We start from the raw sequence: 17,786 nt of genomic DNA, 5'->3' as shown, positions 1-17,786 counted from the left end.
TCATGCGGCGGCGCTGCACGCGATGCGCGCCGCCGCCCGAGCTGCTTCGCGACGGCTTAGTAGCCGCCCTTCTTGCCGATGCCCGCGAACGGGAAATCGTATTCCAGCGTGATGGGCTTGAACCACGGGCCCACGCCCGTTTCCTTGTCGACGTGACGGCCGAACGCCATGTGGCCCGTCTGCATCGGCGCGTCCACGATCAGCTTGAGGTGGTACTTGCCGGGACCGGCCAGCTTCACGTTGTCGCCATAGTGCGGGCCGTCGTTCGCGACCATCGGCATCAGGTCGCCCTTTTGCGCATAGCTCGACCCCGGCTTCGTCAGTTCGTAGTGAACCTGCAGATACGGCATCCAGTCGCCTTCGGCGAAACCGGTCGGGTTGTTCTTGACCGCGTGGATATCCGATTCGAGGTGAATATCGGAATCCGATGCCTTGCGCATCATGCCTTCGGGCTCCATCGTGATCGGCTGCAGATAGACCGCGCCGATTTCCATGCCGCCCTGGATGGCCTGCTTGCCGATCGGGTATTCAGCTGCGTTGGCGGCAAATGCCGCCGTGGCGGCCGCAATGACGGCAGTGCCGCGCACGAGAGTGTGAATCCGCATCGAAACTCCTGGTTTTTATATGAGGGTGACTTCCCACTGAGCCTGCCGCATGCACATAAGAAAGTTAATGCGAACAATTCTCAATAATGGCGAAGTTTAACACCGATGCAGATGAGGGACAAATTCGGCGCCAGGAAAAGCCTCAGTGGAACAGGGTTTTAGCAGCGCCTGGTTAACACAGGCTTAGGGCGCCTTACAGCGGGGTTCCCGGGCCGGGAATACACGAAAGGCAATCGAAGGAACACTGGGGGCGAGACAGGCGCAGGGTGGCGCCCATGCCGCCCTGCCCGCCCGAGGGGATAGCCCGCTCGACGCCCATCAGATCGGATGATCGCCCACGTTCGCCCCGAACACGCGCCGGCGCAGCACGGCGAGTTGGTCGCGCGTCTGTGCGGCCTTCTCGAATTCGAGGTTCTTCGCGTAGTCCATCATCTGCTTTTCGAGCTTCTTGATTTCCTTCGCGATCTGCTTCTCGGACATGTCCTCGAACTTCGCGCGCTCCTGCTCCTCGCGCAGTTCGGCGCGGGCTTCATCGACGTTGTAGACGCCGTCGATGATGTCCTTGATGCGCTTCACGACGCCGCGCGGCACGATGCCGTGCTCTTCATTGAAGTGCATCTGCTTGGCGCGGCGGCGCTCGGTTTCGTCGATGGCACGGCGCATCGAATCCGTGATGCGGTCGCCGTAGAGGATCGCCTTGCCGTTCACGTTACGCGCGGCCCGGCCGATCGTCTGGATGAGCGAGCGCTCGGCGCGCAGGAAGCCTTCCTTGTCGGCGTCGAGAATCGCCACGAGCGAGACCTCGGGAATGTCGAGGCCCTCGCGCAGCAGGTTGATGCCTACGAGCACGTCGAACGTGCCCAGACGCAGGTCGCGGATGATCTCCACGCGCTCGACCGTGTCGATGTCGCTGTGCAGATAGCGCACCTTTACGCCGTGGTCGGCGAGGAACTCCGTGAGCTGCTCGGCCATGCGCTTGGTGAGCGTGGTCACCAGCACGCGCTCGCCCGCGGCCACGCGCTCGTTGATCTCGCCGAGCACATCGTCGACCTGCGTCGATGCGGGCCGCACTTCGATCACCGGGTCGACGAGGCCCGTGGGCCGCACGACCTGCTCGGCGATCTGCCCCGTCACCTTCTTCTCGTAGTCGGCCGGCGTGGCCGAGACGAATACCACCTGGCGCATCTTGCGCTCGAACTCGTTGAACTTGAGCGGCCGGTTATCGAGCGCCGAAGGCAGCCGGAAACCGTAATCGACGAGATTCTCCTTGCGCGCGCGGTCGCCGTTGTACATACCGTTGAACTGGCCGATCAGCACGTGCGACTCGTCGAGAAACATCATGGCGTCGGTCGGCAGGTAATCGACGAGCGTGGGCGGCGGCTCGCCGGGCAGCGCGCCCGAAAAGTGCCGCGAGTAGTTCTCGATGCCCTTGCAGAAGCCCAGCTCCTGAAGCATTTCCAGATCGAAGCGCGTGCGCTGCTCGAGGCGCTGCGCCTCCACGAGCTTGCCTTCCGTGTGGAAGAACTCGAGGCGCTCGCGCAATTCCGACTTGATGGTTTCGACGGCGCGCAGCACGGTCTCGCGCGGCGTGACGTAGTGCGACGACGGGTACACCGTAAAGCGCGGAATCTTCTGGCGCACGCGGCCCGTGAGCGGATCGAAGAGCTGCAGCGTTTCCACTTCGTCGTCGAACAGTTCCACGCGCACGGCCATTTCGGCGTGCTCCGCCGGGAAGATGTCGATGGTATCGCCGCGCACGCGGAAGGTGCCGCGCTGGAAGTCCTGCTCGTTGCGCGTGTATTGCATGGCGATCAGGCGTGCGATGACGTCGCGCTGGCCGAGCTTGTCGCCGTGGCGCAGCGTGAGAATCATCTGGTGGTATTCGGACGGATTGCCGATACCGTAGATCGCCGAAACCGTCGCGACGATCACCACGTCGCGCCGCTCCATCAGGCTCTTGGTGGCCGAAAGCCGCATCTGCTCGATGTGCTCGTTGATCGACGAATCCTTCTCGATGAAGAGATCGCGCTGCGGCACATAGGCTTCCGGCTGGTAGTAGTCGTAGTACGAGACGAAGTACTCGACGGCGTTGCGCGGAAAGAACTCGCGGAATTCGGCGTAGAGCTGCGCGGCGAGCGTCTTGTTCGGCGCGAACACGATGGCCGGGCGGCCGAGGCGCGCGATGGTGTTCGCCATCGTGTAGGTCTTGCCCGAGCCCGTCACGCCGAGCAGCGTCTGGAACGAGAGGCCGTCTTCCACGCCTTCCACGAGCGTTTCGATGGCCGTAGGCTGGTCGCCGGCCGGCGGGTACGGCTGGTAGAGCTGGAACGGCGAGCCTTCGTAGTGGACGAATTTCGACTCGTCGAGCGCGGGCGCGTCGGCGACGGTGTGGTCGGACATGGGGGCATCCTGTGCGCGGAGCAAACAACTATTCTAGCGTCTCGCCGCCTCTTGCCGAGGGGCGAGCCTGGGGCGAGACGAGGTGGGCTGGAGCCATAGATGGGGCGTAACGGCGGCGCTGCAAGGGCCGCGCGTCGCAGCGACGGTGAACGTCAGCGAGCGTGCGCCAGAAATCGCCCAATCGTGCCGGAAATAGCCCTCAAAACGGCGCGGAGAATGGCAAGTCCGCGGAAATCCTGCTTGAGGATTCGTTACAATAGCGAGTTCCGTGGCCGGTGCAGCATGCGGCCCAACCGATCTTCCTTCACTCTAGCCGAACGATCATGTCCCTCTTTTCCGCTGTCGAACTCGCCCCCCGCGACCCGATCCTGGGTCTGAACGAAGCCTATAACGCCGATGCGCGCGCGACCAAGGTGAATCTCGGCGTGGGCGTGTACACCAACGAGGAAGGCAAGATTCCGCTGCTGCGCGCGGTGCGCGAAGCAGAAAAGGCCCGCGTGGAAGCCGGTCTGCCGCGCGGCTATCTGCCGATCGAAGGCCTCGGCGCCTACGACGCCGCGGTACAAAAGCTGCTGCTCGGCGACGACTCGCCGCTGATCGCCGCGGGCCGCGTCGTCACGGCGCAGGCGCTGGGCGGCACGGGCGCACTCAAGATCGGCGCGGACTTCCTCAAGCGCGTGAACCCGAGCGCCAAGGTCGCGATCAGCGACCCGAGCTGGGAAAACCACCGCGCCCTCTTCGAAAGCGCGGGTTTTGAAGTCGTCGCGTATCCGTACTACGACGCGCTGACCAACGGCGTGAACTTCGAAGGCATGCTGAGCGCGCTGAACGGCTACGCCGCCGGCACCGTCGTCGTGCTGCACGCGTGCTGCCACAACCCGACCGGCGTGGACCTCACGATCGACCAATGGAAGCAGGTCATCGAGGTCGTGAAGGCCCGAGGCCTCGTGCCGTTCCTCGACATCGCCTATCAAGGCTTCGGCGACGGCATCGCGGAAGACGGCGAAGTCGTGCGCCTCTTTGCCGCTTCGGAACTCAACGTGTTCGTCTCGTCGTCGTTCTCGAAGTCGTTCTCGCTGTACGGCGAGCGCGTGGGCGCGCTGTCGATCCTCACGACCAGCAAGGAAGAGTCGGCGCGCGTGCTCTCGCAACTCAAGCGCGTGATCCGCACGAACTACTCGAACCCGCCGACGCACGGCGGCTCGGTGGTCGCAGCCGTGCTCGGCTCGGCCGACCTGCGCGCCATGTGGGAAGCGGAACTCGGCGAAATGCGCAACCGCATCCGCGCGATGCGCACGGGCCTCGTCGAGCGACTCACGGCCGCCGGCGTGGACCGCGACTTCAACTTCATCAACGTGCAGCGCGGCATGTTCTCGTACTCGGGCCTGACCGCTGCCCAAGTCGACCGCCTGCGCGAAGAGTTCGGCATCTATGCCGTGAGCACGGGCCGCATCTGCGTGGCCGCGCTGAACACGCGCAATCTCGACGTCGTGGCGAGCGCAGTCGCACAAGTGCTGAAGTAAGCGCGTTCGCCAGCAAGACAGGCCGCTGCGCAGCGGCTTGCCGGCGCGATAAAAAAGGCGTCCGTTCTTTCGAACGGACGCCTTTTTCTTTGGTGAAGACTGCGGAAAACCCGCCGGCAAGTATCAGCTGCCGTGGCCTCGCGAATCGCGATGGATATCGTGCGTGACGAAGCCCGAGTCGTTGTCCGGCTTGTCGAGCCAGTCCGGCTGCGCGAGCGAGGCGCGGATGTCCTGCAAGCCGCTAGCCCAGTGCTCATGCATGGTCGAGAGGCCGAACTGGTAGTCCTTGAAGTGCCCCTCGTATTCCTTCTGCCGGTAGATGAGGTGGATCACGTTGTACTTCTTCGAGCACGAAAGCTCGTCCGCCAGCGCGACCCACGGGTCATTGCGATGCTCGGGCGCGACGCGGTCGAGAACCTCGCGCAACACATGCCGGTAACGCTGCGAGCGCTGCAGGATATCGGTCACGAGACGCGTGCGGCTCGAATACTGAATGTCCTTCACGCGCCCCTGCACGTCGATGAGGTTGTCGGGCACCGGCCCGCGCGCGCTCCAGAGATCGACCTGGAACGCGAGCGTGTCGCGCCGCGGTGTGGTCTGGATCACCTCATAGAGCGGCGTGTTCGACATCAGGCCGCCGTCCCAGTAGTACTCGCCGTCGATCTCCACCGCCGCGAAGCCCGGCGGCAGCGCGCCCGAGGCGATGAAATGCTCGGGACGCAAGGTCGTGGTCTTGTTGTCGAAGTAGACGAAGTTGCCGCTGCCCACGTTGACCGCGCCCACTGACACGCGCGTTTCGCCCGAGTTGATGCGCTCGAAATCGCACAAGCGTTCCAGCGTGGCCTTGAGCGGCTTCGTGTCGTAGTAGCTGGCCGTTTCGGGCGAACCCGATCCGTTGGGCAGCGGCGGCGGGAAGCGCGGCACGAAAAAGCCCTTCTGCCCCTCCACGATCGCGCCTGCCGCCTGCATCGCCGTGAAGGTCTTGCGCACGGCGGCGTTTGCATTGAAGAGCGCATGCTCGACGAAGGGCGGCAGCGGGAAGCTGAAGGCGGGCTGGCAGATCGTCTCCCAGAACTCGCGCAGCCGCGCCACGCGATGTTCGGGCGCATTGCCCGCGATGACGGCGGTATTGAGCGCGCCGATCGAGATACCCGCGATCCAGTTCGGCGCGATGCCGGCCTCGACGAGCCCTTCGTACACGCCGGCCTGATACGCGCCGAGCGCACCGCCCCCCTGCAGCGTGAGCGCGATGGTTTCCCATTCTTTCGCTTGCGCGCCGCAGTTCGAAACATGCGGCTGCGGTGCGTTCCCCTGCGGTGCGTTCCCGACACGCGCGCCGGTATGCGCGCCGACCTCGTCGTCGACTGCGCTCGACTGGACCTGCCCCTTCTTGCGTTGCGCCATTGCCGCGCCTCCTCGGCCCGATGCCTGCGTTATTGCATGAACCAGCCGTGGCTCACCACGAAAGACTGGCCGGTAAACGCAGCGCTCGGGAACGCCGAGAGGAACAGCACGGTTTGCGCGACGTCTTCGACGGTCGTGAAGATGCCGTCCACCGTGCCGCCGAGCATCACGCGCTTGACCACTTCTTCCTCCGAGATGCCGAGTTCCTTCGCCTGCTCCGGAATCTGCTTTTCCACGAGCGGCGTGCGCACGAAGCCCGGACACACCACATGCGAGCGCACGTTGTGCTTGCCGCCTTCCTTGGCGAGCACGCGCGCGAGGCCGAGCAGCGCGTGCTTGGCCGCGACATAGGCCGACTTGAGCGGCGACGCTTCGTGCGAGTGCACCGAACCCATGTAGATCACGACGCCGCCGCGGTCGTCCTTGTACATGTGCTTGAGCACCGCCTTGGTGGTGAGGAACGCGCCGTCCACGTGGATGGCCTGCATCTTCTTCCAGTCGGAGAACGCGTAGTTTTCGATCGGGTTCACGATCTGGATGCCGGCGTTCGAGATAAGGATGTCGACCGGGCCGAGTTCGGCCGCGACGCGGTCGATGCCCTGATTCACGGCCTCTTCACTCGTGACGTCCATGGCGACGCCGATGGCCTTGCCGCCTGCGCCCTTGATCTCTTCGGCCACGGCATCCGCGCCGCTCTGGTTCAGGTCGGCGATGGCGACCGCGGCGCCCGCCTGCGAGAGCGTGAGCGCGATCTGCTTGCCAATGCCGCTGGCCGCGCCGGTAACGACGGCGACCTTGCCATCGAGTTTCGTGTTCAGAGAGAGAGACGACATCGGGCACCTCCAGGTGAGTGAACGGGACAGGATGAAACCTCGGAGCGCGCGCCGTCAAACCTGACGAATGGCTTATGCCATCCGGTCGGATGTTGCGTCGCGGCCAACGAGGCTATTGTGCATGAAGGCGCCTCGTCGAAGCATCGAGCAGGACAGGCAAAAGAGATTTTCGCCGCACTGCAAGGCGCGGCGCGCACGGCGCAAGCCGTTCAGCAGCAACGGCCAAGTCGTGCTAGCTTTATCGGCTCACAAGGAGGCGTTCATGAACTATCGGCGACTGGGCCGCTCAGGCCTGCAGGTAAGCGAACTGTCCATCGGCTCGTGGGTCACCTACGGCAACCAGGTCGACGCCAGGCTCGCGCGCGAATCGCTCGCGGCGGCGCGCGACGCCGGCATCAACTTCTTCGACAACGCCGAGGCCTACGCCGGCGGCAAGTCGGAAGCGCTCATGGGCCAGGCGCTCAAGGAACTCGCGTGGCCGCGCGTGAGCTATGTGGTCTCGACCAAGTTCTACTGGGGCTTGAACGAAGCGCCCAACCAGTACCACACGCTCAACCGCAAGTACCTCATGAACGCCATCGACGGCTCGCTCGAGCGGCTGCAGCTCGACTACGTCGATCTCGTGTTCTGCCACCGCCCCGACCCGAACACGCCGGTCGAGGAAACCGTCTGGGCAATGAGCGACATGATCACGCGCGGCAAGGCGCTCTACTGGGGCACCTCGGAATGGAGCGCCGACGAAATCCGCGCCGCGTGGGAGATCGCGGAGCGCCATCACCTGCACAAGCCGGTCATGGAGCAGCCGCAATACAACCTGTTTCACCGCACGCGCGTGGAAGACGAATACCGCCGGCTCTACGAAGACATCGGCCTCGGCCTCACCACCTGGAGCCCGCTCGCCTCGGGTCTGCTCACCGGCAAGTACCGCGGCGGCGTGCCGACGGGCAGCCGCGCGGAACTGCAGGGCTACGACTGGCTGCGCAAGAACGTCACCGACCCCGACAAGAACGAGATCGTCGGCAAGCTCGCCGAGTTCGCGAAACAACTCGACTGCTCGGTGGGGCAACTGGCGCTCGCGTGGATCCTGAAGAATCCGCACGTGAGCACGGTCATCACCGGGGCCTCGCGCATCGAGCAGATCGGCGAAAACATGAAGGCGCGCGACGTGGCGGAAAAGATCACGCCGGACGTCAAGGCGCAGATCGAGGCGATCGTCGGCGACGCTTACGACTGACGTGGAGCGCGTACCCGCGAGGCGCGGCGCACCCGACACCGCGGGGCGGATTCGCGCGCAGGCATAGCCGGACGGACGGCGTACCGCGGGTCGCGTCTTGCGGTGGCGTACAATACGCGGCCTCGCGGGCGGCGCAGTCATCGCGCCGCCGCTGCCGTCTTCCCCGTATTCACCGGACCTCGTGTCCCGTCCATCATGCTGAGCTACCGTCACGCCTTCCACGCCGGCAATCATGCCGATGTCCTGAAACACGCCGTTGTCGTGCAACTGCTGCATTACCTCGGCAAGAAGGACAAGGCGTACTGGTACATCGACACTCACGCGGGCGCCGGCGCCTATGCATTGCGCGAAGGCTACGCGACGAAGAACGCCGAGTTCGACACGGGCGTCGGCAAGCTGTGGGGCCGCAACGACCTGCCTGCGGCGCTCTCGGACTACGTCGACGAAGTGGCGGCGCTGAACCCCGACGGTGAGTTGCGCTTCTATCCCGGCTCGCCCTATCTCGCATGGCGCCTCATGCGCGAGCAGGACCGCATGCGGCTGTTCGAATTGCACAGCACGGAAATCGACGTGCTGCGCCACCGCTTCCACGACGCGGGCCGCCGCGTGATGATCTATGCGGGCGACGGCTTCGACGGCATCAAGGCGCTCCTGCCCCCGCCGCCGCGCCGGGCGCTCGTGCTGATCGACCCGTCTTTCGAGGACAAGCGCGACTATGCGCGCACGCTGACGTGCGTCGAGGAAAGTCTCAAACGCTTCGCGAACGGCACCTATGCGGTCTGGTATCCGCAGGTCACCCGTCCCGAATCGCAGCGCTTCCCGGAGCAACTCAAGCGCCTGCAGAACAAGAACTGGCTGCACCTCACGCTTTCGGTGAGCAACCCGCCCGAAGACGGCTTCGGCCTCTACGGCAGCGGCATGTTCATCCTGAACCCGCCGTACACGCTCGAAGCGGCGATGAAAGAGGCGCTCCCGTGGCTCGTGAAAAATCTCGGCCAGGACGCCGGCGCGCAATTCAGGATCGAGTCGCGCGGCGACTAAGCCCCGGACTCAAACCCGCCTGAACGGCGTCACTGCCCGGACGGTAGCGGCTGGGGAAGCGGCGGGTTTGGGCGATGAGGGGGGCGCGGCGGCCGCGGCGGTGTCGGCCTCCCGCCGCCCTGCTGCACTTCCACGTACGGCGCGACGACATACGGCTGCGAAGAATCCGGCGCGAGACCCGCCGGTTGCGTCGCCTGAACCATCGGCTCGTGCGAGAGCGGCGCGTTTTGCAGCACCAGCCCCGGTTGGCCGTCGCTGATCCCTCTTTGTGTATCCAGAATGAGCGGCTGCCCGGCATGCGCGCCGGCGCTGGCGCACGCCACGACGACGACGATCAGGCCCGCACGCGCAACAGAAAAACGACGCAACGCGCGGCGCGGCAACACAGGCATGCGGTGGGAAATGCGGTCTAGCACCATGAACGGCCCCCGGAGAGAAAGCGACACCATTGCTATGACGGCTTGTCGCAAAAAGACTTTACCTTACCCCGGTGGGAAGGCTCAGACTCGGTTCCATCGGCGGTGCAGAAATGACAAAGCCCCGCCAATGCGGGGCTTGAGATCGTGCTGCTTCAACCGGACTGAAGCCCGGTCAAAGCTGGCTTACAGCGAGTTGTAGCCGTTCGTTTCGATCGAACGAAGGCGCTGCTCGAGCTGGACGATATCGGCCGACGAGGCGAGATACGCTTCGCGGCGACGACGTTCGGCAGTTTCAAACCAGTTGCTCAGCTTTTCAAGAAGGAATGCAAACATGACGGTGTGCTCCAAGGATTCGGTTCGGCGATCCCCGGTGAATTCGCATCAGGGATAACCCTCATCAGGGATAACCCGTATTGTAACGGTTGCACCGAACTTTGCCAGTGAATTGCCCGAATACTGTGCATTCCATTCTGGAATGACCCCTAAGTGCGAATCGGCAACATCATGTTCTATCGACACATTTTCCAGCGAATTCACGGAGACTTGACGGCAACCACGTTACATCGCACCAATACGGTGCAAACAGCCCATGTGGTTGCGTCAATTTGCCCGCCGCGGTTGCACCTGCGCTCAGTGCACGTGGCCGGGCTCGTGGCACTCTGTAGTCGCGGCGTCGGCAAGCCGTTCGATGATCGGGCAGTCGGGCCGGTCGTTGCCCTGGCAGTGCGAGGCCAGGTGGGCGAGCGTGTCGCGCATCTGGGAGAGTTCGGCGATGCGCTGGTCGAGTTCCGCGACATGTTCGAGCGCGATCGATTTGACCTCGGAGCTCGCGCGGGAGCGGTCGTGCCAGAGCGCCAGCAGGCGTCGGATGTCCTCTACCAGAAAGCCGAGCCGGCGCGCCTGGCGGATGAAGCGCAGCGAATGCACTTCCTCCGCGCCATAGACGCGGTAGCCGGACTCCGTACGCCCTTTGGGCGCGAGCAGCCCGACACTTTCGTAGTACCGGATCATTTTTGCCGTAACGCCCGATTCACGCGCCGCTTCACCGATGTTCACGCCGTTCTCCCGCTGTCTGGTCGATCGTTTGATCAATGCACTGATCGTACACCTTCCCACGATGGGAAGGTCCAGCGCGGCATCCAGTCCCCGCTGGCATAATCCGCCAGCGGCCTCATATCGAGTAGGACAAGCCTCAATCTCTGAAAAAGGAACACACGATGATTCAGTTCAACGTCGAAGGCATGAGCTGCCAGCACTGCGTAGGCGCCGTCACGCGCGCGATCCACGAACACGACGCGCAAGCCCGGGTCGAGATCGATCTGGCCGCCGGCCGCGTGAAGGTCGAATCGAGCCAGAGCGCCGAAGTCCTGAAAACGGCGATCGACGAAGCCGGCTACACCGTCGTCGGTACGGCCAGCTGACGGTCCGGGCCATGTTCAAGGTTGCCGTGATCGGCGCGTCTGGCCTGCTTGGGCGCGCCGTGGTGCGCGAACTCGCCGCCGATACCGCCTGGCAAGTCGTGCCGACCGCGTTCCGTCACGGCGGCCCGCAACAGACTGTGCTCGATGTGCGCGATACGCAGGCCGTGAACGCGTTCGTCGAGCGCGAGGCGCCCGACGCGATCGTGCTGGCCGCTGCCGAGCGCCGCCCCGATGTGTGCGAGCACGATCCGGCAGCGGCGCGCGCGCTCAATGTCGATGCGGTGCGCAGCGTCGCCGCGGCGGCGCGGCAGCGCGGCGCGTGGGTGCTCTCGATCTCCACCGACTACGTCTTCGACGGCACCGAGCCGCCCTACCGCGTCGACGACACGCCGAATCCGCTCAACGCCTACGGCCACAGCAAGCTCGAAGGCGAACGGGCCTTGCTCGAAACCAGCGACAACGCACTCGTGCTGCGCCTGCCGTTGCTGTACGGGCCGATCGTCGGCTGGCACGAATCCGCGGTCACGAGCCTCGTGCCGGCCATCGTCGCTTCGGGAGAGACCGGGGCGCAGGCGGCGCCGATGGACGCGTGGGCCACGCGCTACCCCACTCTCACGCCCGACGTGGCGTTCGTGATCCGCGAACTGTTGCTGCGCTGCGCAGACGGCAACGCGGTGCGCGGGGTCGCGCAGTGGTCCGGCGACGAGCCGATGACGAAGTACGACATCGCCCAACGGATCGCGCAGGCGCTTGGCGTAGAGGCGCGTCTGCTCGCACAGCCCACGCCCACCGACGCCACGCCGCGCCCGCGCGACTGTCATCTCGATTCGAGCCGCCTCGAAACGCTGGGGATGGGCCGCCGCACGCCGTTCGACGTGGCGATTCGCGCCGTGCTCGACGCTTTCATGAGAGACGGCGTGCCGGCCGCTCGCCAGTGAAAATTCAGTGAAAATTGCGGCTCTCTGTGGCGAGCCGCCCGAGCAGCCGGCTGTGGTCCTCCAGCCGGTGCGCCACGAGGTGCACGACCTCGCCCTCGCGCTGCACCACGCCCGCCACCGCCAGCAGCGAAGACCCTAGCAGTTCCTTGCGCTGCAACTCGACGAGCGACGCGTGCACGATCACGTTGACGCTGCCGGTCTCGTCCTCGAGCGATACGAAGATCGTGCCGTTTGCCGTGCCCGGCCGCTGGCGCACCGTCACGATCCCGCACACGCGCGCGAGCATGCCGTGCCGGCAATGCGCCAGCTGCTCCGCCGTGCGAAAACGCTGCTTCGCGAGGCCGTGGCGCAGCAGTTCGAGCGGATGGCGATTGAGCGTGAGACGCAGGCTCGCGTAATCGGCGACGATTTCCGCACCTTCAGAAGCGCGCGGCAGCGCGAGCGGCGCCTCGGCAACGGGCGCGTCGCGCAAAAGCGCAGGCACCGCGTGCTGCGCGGTCACGGCCCACCATGCCTCGCGCCGGTGGCCCGCGATGCTCTCGAGCGCGTTCGACGCCGCCAGCGCCTCCAGCTCGCGTCGCGTGAGCGCCGCGCGGCGCGCGAGATCGTCGACGTCGGCGAACGGCGCGCGCTCGCGCGCCTCAATCACACGCCGCGCGGCATCTTCGGAAAAGCCCTTGATGAGACTGAAGCCGAGGCGCACGGCCGGCCCGCCGCGTCCATAGCGCTGCGGCGCAAGCGCAATGCGCAAGTGCACGACGCGCTTGAGTCCGTCCATGAACCTGTGCCGCCGGCCGCCGCGCTTGAGCGTGCCCCTGCGCGTCAGCACGGCCGCACCCAGCAGCGCGCGATAACGCAGCACCTCGGCGTTGCGTGCGCGAACCGCCTCGCCATCGAGCCGCTCGCCGGGTGCGTCGCGCCGCACCAGCACCGACGCCCAGTCGCTCAACGCGATATCGGGCGCGCGCACCTGCACGCCATGACGCTTCGCATCCTGCACGAGCTGGGAAGGCGAATAGAAACCGAGCGGCTGACTATTCAGCAGTCCTGCCAGAAATGCGGCGGGCTCGTAACGCTTGAGCCACGAACTCGTGTAGACGAGCAGCGCGAAACTCGCCGCATGGCTTTCCGGAAAGCCGTAGTCGCCGAAACCCTCGATCTGCTTGCAGATGCGCTCGGCGAATTCCGGCGAGTAGCCCTTCTTGAGCATGCGCTTCGTGAGATCGGCCTGATACGGCCGCAGATCTCCATCGCGCCGCCATGCGGCCATCGCGCGGCGCAGCTTGTCGGCTTCCTCGCCGGTGTAGTCCGCGGCGACCATCGCGAGATGCATCACCTGCTCCTGGAAGATCGGCACGCCGAGCGTACGTTCGAGCACCGGGCGCAATTCTTCCTTCGCATATTCCACTGGCTCGTCGCCGTGCCGGCGCTTGAGGTACGGATGCACCATGTCGCCCTGAATCGGCCCCGGTCGCACGATCGCCACCTGGATCACGAGGTCGTAGTACGTGCGCGGCCGCAAACGCGGCAACATGCTCTGCTGCGCGCGCGACTCGATCTGGAACACGCCGACCGTATCGGCCCTGGCGCACATGCGGTACACCGCCGGGTCCTCGACCGGAATGTCCTGCACGCGCATCTCGGGCAACCCGCGCCTGAGCGCCACGAATTCGAGCGAGCGCCGGATCGCCGAGAGCATGCCGAGCGCGAGCACGTCCACTTTCAACAGCCGCAGCGCGTCGATATCGTCCTTGTCCCACTCGATCACGTAGCGGTCCTTCATCGCCGCGTTTTCGATCGGCACGAGGCGCGAGAGCTTGTCGCGCGCGATCACGAAACCGCCCACGTGCTGCGAAAGATGGCGCGGAAAACCGCGCAGCTCGCGCGTGAGGCGGATGAGCTGCTGCGTCACGTGCGAGTCGGGCGAAAAGCCCGCTTCCTCCAGATGGCGCGCGATCGAATCGGGGCCGTCCCACCACTGATGCGCGCCCGAGAGCTTTTCGACGAGCGCATTGTCGAGGCCGAGCGCCTTGCCGACATCGCGCAACGCGCTGCGCGAGCGATAGGTGATGAGCGTCGCGGCCAGCGCGGCGCGGCGCGTGCCGTACTTGCGGTAGATGTACTGAATGACCTCTTCTCGGCGCTGATGCTCGAAGTCGACGTCGATATCGGGCGGCTCGTTGCGCGCGCGGGAGAGAAAACGCGCCACGAGCATGTTCATGCGCACGGGGTCGATCTCCGTGATCTTCAGGCAGTAGCAAACCACCGAGTTCGCCGCCGAGCCTCGCCCCTGGCACAGGATCTTCTGATCGCGCGCGAAGCGGACGATGTCGTGCACCGTGAGGAAGTACTTCTCGTACTTCAACTCGTCGATGAGCCCGAGTTCCTGCTCGATCTGATCCCGGCGCTTGTCGTTCAGGCCGTCGGGCCAGCGCTCCAGTGCGCCCTTCATCACGAGCTTGCGCAGCCACGACTGGGGCGTCTCGCCGGGCGGCACCAGTTCCTCGGGATATTCGTAGGCCAGCTCGCCGAGCGAAAACGTGCAACGGCGCGCGACGTCGAGCGTCGCGTCGAGCGCCTCGCGCGGATAAATCGCGCCAAGCCGCACGCGCGAGCGCAGATGCCGCTCCGCATTCGCTTCCAGCGCGCGCCCGCACGAAGCGAGCGGCTTGCCGATACGGATCGCGCTCAGCGTATCCTGCAACGGCTTGCGCGAACGGGCGTGCATCAGCACACCGCCCGCCGCGACGAGCGGCAGGCCGCTCTCCTGCGAGACATGGCGTAGCACTTCGATCTGCGTGTCGTCGCCGCCGGTCTGCCAGAGTTCGAGCGCGAGCCAGGCGCGCTCGGCCGCGAAGCCCGCGAGCCAGTGCGCGGCGCGCAGCGTTTGCGCGAGCGTGGCCGCGCGTTGCGGCACGAGCAGCAACACGCACTCGCGCAAGTGCTGCAGATGCTCGAAACCGGGCTCGGGCTCGGTGAAATCGGCGGGATGCACGCGATAGCTGCCCTTTGCCGCCCGCGAGCGAGCCAGCGTGATCAGCTCGCAGAGGTTGCCGTAGCCTTCGCGTGTCGTTGCGAGCGCAACGATCGTGCAGAACGGGGCGCCATGTTCGTCGACGAGATTCAGCTCGCTGCCGATCAGCAGGTGCAGCGACGGCTCGAACGGGCCCAGCGCCGCGGCGGCGGCATGGCCGCCGCGTTCGCGGGCCTCGCGCACGGCTTCGTCATACGCCTTTTTGCGCGCCTCGTCGTATTCGTTGAGCGCACTCCAGGCGCGCACGACGCCCGCGAACGAGCATTCGTCGGTGATCGCGAGCGCGCGGTAGCCGTGGCGGATCGCCTGCTCGACCATCTCGCCCGGTCGCGACGCGCCGTGCAGGAAGGTGAAATTGGTCAGGCAGTGCAGCTCGGCGTAGTCAGGCAGCTGCGCGGCCAACTGCGGCGGCAACTGTGGAGGCGACGACGCGCCCGTCCCGCTGATCGACATGATTCCTGAAACCCGAAAGAACGACGAATAAGCGCTAGCCGAACAGCCCTTGCAGATACCACTGGCCGCCAATGCGCTCGCGATACAGCCAGAACATGCGACCCTGGTCGTCGGCGGCGACGTAGTAGTCGCGCCCGACGCCCTCGCCGTCCCACCAGCCGGACTCGATGCGCTCGGTGCGCGTGAGCGTCTTCAGCGGCCGGCGATAAACGGGCCGATCGCCGCGCGTCGCGAGCTTGAGCGGCTTTTCGAGCAACCACGCCGGACGCGGCTGGGTCGGCAGCGGCACCTCGGGCAGGTCGAAGGCGCTTTGCACGGGCGCGCTCGCGCCGGCTTCCTGCTGCGGCTTGCCTGCCTTGCGCGGCCTGCGCGTACGCTTCGCGCCGCTCTCGCGGTAAGGCCGCGCCGACATCGCCAACTCGGGCCGGTGATCGTCCTCGACGAAAAGCTGCAGCACGTTCTGCTCGCCAAGCCGCGCGCCGATGCGCTCGAAGAGCTGCCCGAGCGATGCCTCGGCAGCCTCGGCCATCGGAAAGAGCGTGTCGGTGGGCGCCGCGTATTCGCTCACCTGCGAGGCGACGAGCGCAAGACCGATCACGGGCGCGGCAAGCTCAGTCTGATTCAGGCGCTCGCGAAGCAGCCACAGCAGATGCTCGGCGTCGCGCGAAGGCGATGCCCAGGCGATCGTGAGCGTCGAGGTGCGCGGCGCGTGACGCGAAGCCAGTTCGTGCTCCAGGCGCAGTTCGAAGCCGCTCAAGGCCGCGTGCTGCGCTGCCAGCCAGCCGGCCAGCTGCATCACGAGCCGGCGCGCGGCAAAGAGCAGCGCCTCGGCACTCTCCACGCGCGCCTGCAATTCGAGCGACGCGTGAAACGACGGCGGCGCGGCAAACCAGACGCGCGGATCGGGCGCCTCGCCGCGCGCCTGCGCGAGCCAGCCGAGCACGCCGTCGCCGAAACGACGCACGATGCCGTCGCGCGGCAACCGCCGCAAATCGCCGAGCGTCGCGCAGCCGATCTGCGTGAGCGCGTGGTCGTGCTGCGCGGCGAACGGCGCAAGCGTGACCGGCAGTGAGTCGAGCACGCGCGCGAGCGTTGTTTCCTTGAGCACATGCCAGCGGCGCGACGAACGCGTGACGCGCGCCTGCGCGAGCGTCCATGCCCCCCACGCCGTGGGCGCGCACGCCATGCGCGCGGTGTGCCCGCAGCCGGCCACTGTCGCCGCGACCCTGGCGAGCAGCGCACGCACGCCGCCGAACAGACGCAAGCTCGAGCCGACTTCGAGCAGCAGCGTGTGCGACTGCGCGAACGACACCTTGGGCGTATAGGCGAGCAACGCGAGCGCGAGCGCCTCGAACGCGCGGGTCTCGCGCGCCGGATCGGCTTCGAGCAGCACGAGCCCCGGCGCGAGCGCGAGCGCATGCGAGCGCGTGTTGCCGGGCTCGACGCCTGCGCGCAGCGCGTCGAGATCGGCGATCAGGATGCGCGTGTGGTCGGCGAGCGCGTAGCAGCGCGGCGCGCTGGTGACATGGGCATCGACGCTTTCAGGCAGGAGCGGCGTTGACGGCGCCGGCGGCATCAGAGGTCTGACGGCCTCCAGCGGCAACAACGGCAAGGTGACGGCGATCCACAGCATGATTGACCCCGGGCCACGGCATGACGACGGAAGCTGCGTCCGGCTGGGGCAGCACCGCATCCTGCAGCGGCAATGTAATGACGAGTGGCTGGGCGGGCGGCGGCCCGCGGCGCTTGAAAATATCGACGGAGAGCGCGGCGAACTGCATCCATTGCCGGCGGTTCAGGCTCGCGTCGTCGGGCGGCGGCACCGGCGAGCAGGTCATGCGCAGCGGCGCCGGCGACGACTGGTTGCGCGCGGCGAGCGGCCGCACGAGAAATGCGAGCGCCTGCGAATCCTGGGCGGCGACCTGTAGACGGCGCACGGCGTCGGCGCGCGCCTTCGCCTGCCAGAGCAGCACGGCGCCCATGCCTTCCTGCTTGAGCGCCTGTTCGGCCACCCAGGCGGCTTCGTCTTCGGCCGCGCGCACCCAGATCACGCGATCGAGCGCGAGCCCCCACGCCTTGAGCGCGCAGGCGTATGGGCGCCACGGCGGCGCGACGAGCAGCACGTGCCGGCCCGCCTGCGCGGTGAGCGCGCGCAGCGCCGGCGCGACAAGTCGCATCTCGCCCACGCCGCCCTGTTCGACGAGCAGCTCGGTCAGGCTGCCCGAGGGCCAGCCGGCGCCGGGGAGCTGGGCGTCGAGCGTCGCGTGGCCGCTCGGCACCGTGCGCTCGCTGGCGCGCGCGAGCTGATCGCCTTGCCACACGCGGCTTTGCAGCCGGGGGGGCAAGTGCGCGGCGAGTTGCGCGGTGGTCTGCGCAGTGGTCTGGGCTGCTGCTGCCATGTTCGTGGCCTGATTGATGGGAACGCTTCGCCCTGCCCGGCAAGAAATGGGGCATCGGCAAGAAGGAGGTCGACTCGCCTCC

15 protein-coding genes are annotated in these 17,786 nt (G+C 66.3%); 5 read left to right on the top strand and 10 right to left on the bottom strand.

From position 1 onward, the window contains the following. Positions 1-56 precede the first annotated feature (56 nt). Together ACOJB8_RS11605 and uvrB are read right to left on the bottom strand one after the other, a co-directional pair. Complete coding sequence (locus tag ACOJB8_RS11605) at positions 57-605, bottom strand: iron transporter (RefSeq protein WP_069262516.1); 549 nt, start codon at positions 603-605, stop codon at positions 57-59. A 318-nt stretch (positions 606-923) separates the two neighbouring features. Next, positions 924-3,005 (bottom strand): excinuclease ABC subunit UvrB, encoded by a 2,082-nt coding sequence (gene uvrB, locus ACOJB8_RS11600; protein WP_069262517.1) that lies wholly within the window; start codon positions 3,003-3,005, stop codon positions 924-926. A 323-nt stretch (positions 3,006-3,328) separates the two neighbouring features. On the opposite strand from uvrB, the gene ACOJB8_RS11595 reads away from it, so the two are divergent. Continuing rightward, positions 3,329-4,528 (top strand): amino acid aminotransferase, encoded by a 1,200-nt coding sequence (locus ACOJB8_RS11595; RefSeq protein ID WP_069262518.1) that lies wholly within the window; start codon positions 3,329-3,331, stop codon positions 4,526-4,528. A gap of 123 nt (positions 4,529-4,651) precedes the next feature. On the opposite strand, the gene ACOJB8_RS11590 is transcribed toward ACOJB8_RS11595, so the two are convergent. Next, positions 4,652-5,932 carry a patatin-like phospholipase family protein gene (locus ACOJB8_RS11590; protein WP_342945474.1) on the bottom strand — a complete coding sequence of 427 codons (1,281 nt, stop codon included), beginning with the start codon at positions 5,930-5,932 and terminating at the stop codon, positions 4,652-4,654. A 29-nt stretch (positions 5,933-5,961) separates the two neighbouring features. Next, a complete protein-coding gene (locus ACOJB8_RS11585) occupies positions 5,962-6,765 on the bottom strand; it encodes a 3-hydroxybutyrate dehydrogenase (RefSeq protein ID WP_069262520.1) in 804 nt (267 codons plus the stop codon). Between the two features lie 262 nt (positions 6,766-7,027). Here ACOJB8_RS11585 and ACOJB8_RS11580 point away from each other — a divergent pair, with 262 nt between their 5' ends. After that, entirely contained in the window at positions 7,028-7,999 is a 972-nt protein-coding gene (locus ACOJB8_RS11580) for a potassium channel beta subunit family protein (RefSeq protein ID WP_342945473.1), read from the top strand. 195 nt (positions 8,000-8,194) lie between these two features. After that, on the top strand, positions 8,195-9,040 hold the full coding sequence (locus tag ACOJB8_RS11575) for a 23S rRNA (adenine(2030)-N(6))-methyltransferase RlmJ (RefSeq protein ID WP_069262521.1): 846 nt from the start codon (positions 8,195-8,197) through the stop codon (positions 9,038-9,040). 29 nt (positions 9,041-9,069) lie between these two features. On the opposite strand, the gene ACOJB8_RS11570 is transcribed toward ACOJB8_RS11575, so the two are convergent. The 3 genes from ACOJB8_RS11570 to cueR form a co-directional block, all read right to left on the bottom strand. Beyond that, a complete protein-coding gene (locus ACOJB8_RS11570; protein ID WP_342945472.1) occupies positions 9,070-9,459 on the bottom strand; it encodes a hypothetical protein in 390 nt (129 codons plus the stop codon). A gap of 183 nt (positions 9,460-9,642) precedes the next feature. Continuing rightward, positions 9,643-9,792 (bottom strand): DUF3563 family protein, encoded by a 150-nt coding sequence (locus ACOJB8_RS11565; RefSeq protein ID WP_083245111.1) that lies wholly within the window; start codon positions 9,790-9,792, stop codon positions 9,643-9,645. A 297-nt stretch (positions 9,793-10,089) separates the two neighbouring features. Continuing rightward, entirely contained in the window at positions 10,090-10,515 is a 426-nt protein-coding gene (gene cueR, locus ACOJB8_RS11560) for a Cu(I)-responsive transcriptional regulator (RefSeq protein WP_069262523.1), read from the bottom strand. 161 nt (positions 10,516-10,676) lie between these two features. Here cueR and ACOJB8_RS11555 point away from each other — a divergent pair, with 161 nt between their 5' ends. Together ACOJB8_RS11555 and ACOJB8_RS11550 are read left to right on the top strand one after the other, a co-directional pair. Continuing rightward, complete coding sequence (locus ACOJB8_RS11555) at positions 10,677-10,880, top strand: heavy-metal-associated domain-containing protein (RefSeq protein ID WP_069262524.1); 204 nt, start codon at positions 10,677-10,679, stop codon at positions 10,878-10,880. An 11-nt stretch (positions 10,881-10,891) separates the two neighbouring features. Next, complete coding sequence (locus tag ACOJB8_RS11550; RefSeq protein WP_342945471.1) at positions 10,892-11,818, top strand: dTDP-4-dehydrorhamnose reductase family protein; 927 nt, start codon at positions 10,892-10,894, stop codon at positions 11,816-11,818. A 4-nt stretch (positions 11,819-11,822) separates the two neighbouring features. Here ACOJB8_RS11550 and ACOJB8_RS11545 read toward each other — a convergent pair whose 3' ends face one another. From ACOJB8_RS11545 to imuA, 3 genes are read right to left on the bottom strand one after another with little or no spacing between them, the layout of a single operon-like run. Continuing rightward, positions 11,823-15,305: an error-prone DNA polymerase gene (locus ACOJB8_RS11545; protein ID WP_475012614.1), complete on the bottom strand. Its 3,483-nt coding sequence runs from the start codon at positions 15,303-15,305 to the stop codon at positions 11,823-11,825. A gap of 34 nt (positions 15,306-15,339) precedes the next feature. After that, on the bottom strand, positions 15,340-16,938 hold the full coding sequence (locus tag ACOJB8_RS11540) for a Y-family DNA polymerase (RefSeq protein WP_342945469.1): 1,599 nt from the start codon (positions 16,936-16,938) through the stop codon (positions 15,340-15,342). Further along, complete coding sequence (gene imuA / locus ACOJB8_RS11535) at positions 16,847-17,704, bottom strand: translesion DNA synthesis-associated protein ImuA (RefSeq protein WP_083245112.1); 858 nt, start codon at positions 17,702-17,704, stop codon at positions 16,847-16,849. Before imuA ends, ACOJB8_RS11540 begins: the two co-directional genes overlap by 92 nt. Between the last annotated feature and the right edge of the window lie 82 nt (positions 17,705-17,786).

This window comes from Paraburkholderia sp. BR10141, assembly GCF_056155635.1.
This window is presented reverse-complemented; position numbering and strand designations above follow the sequence as displayed.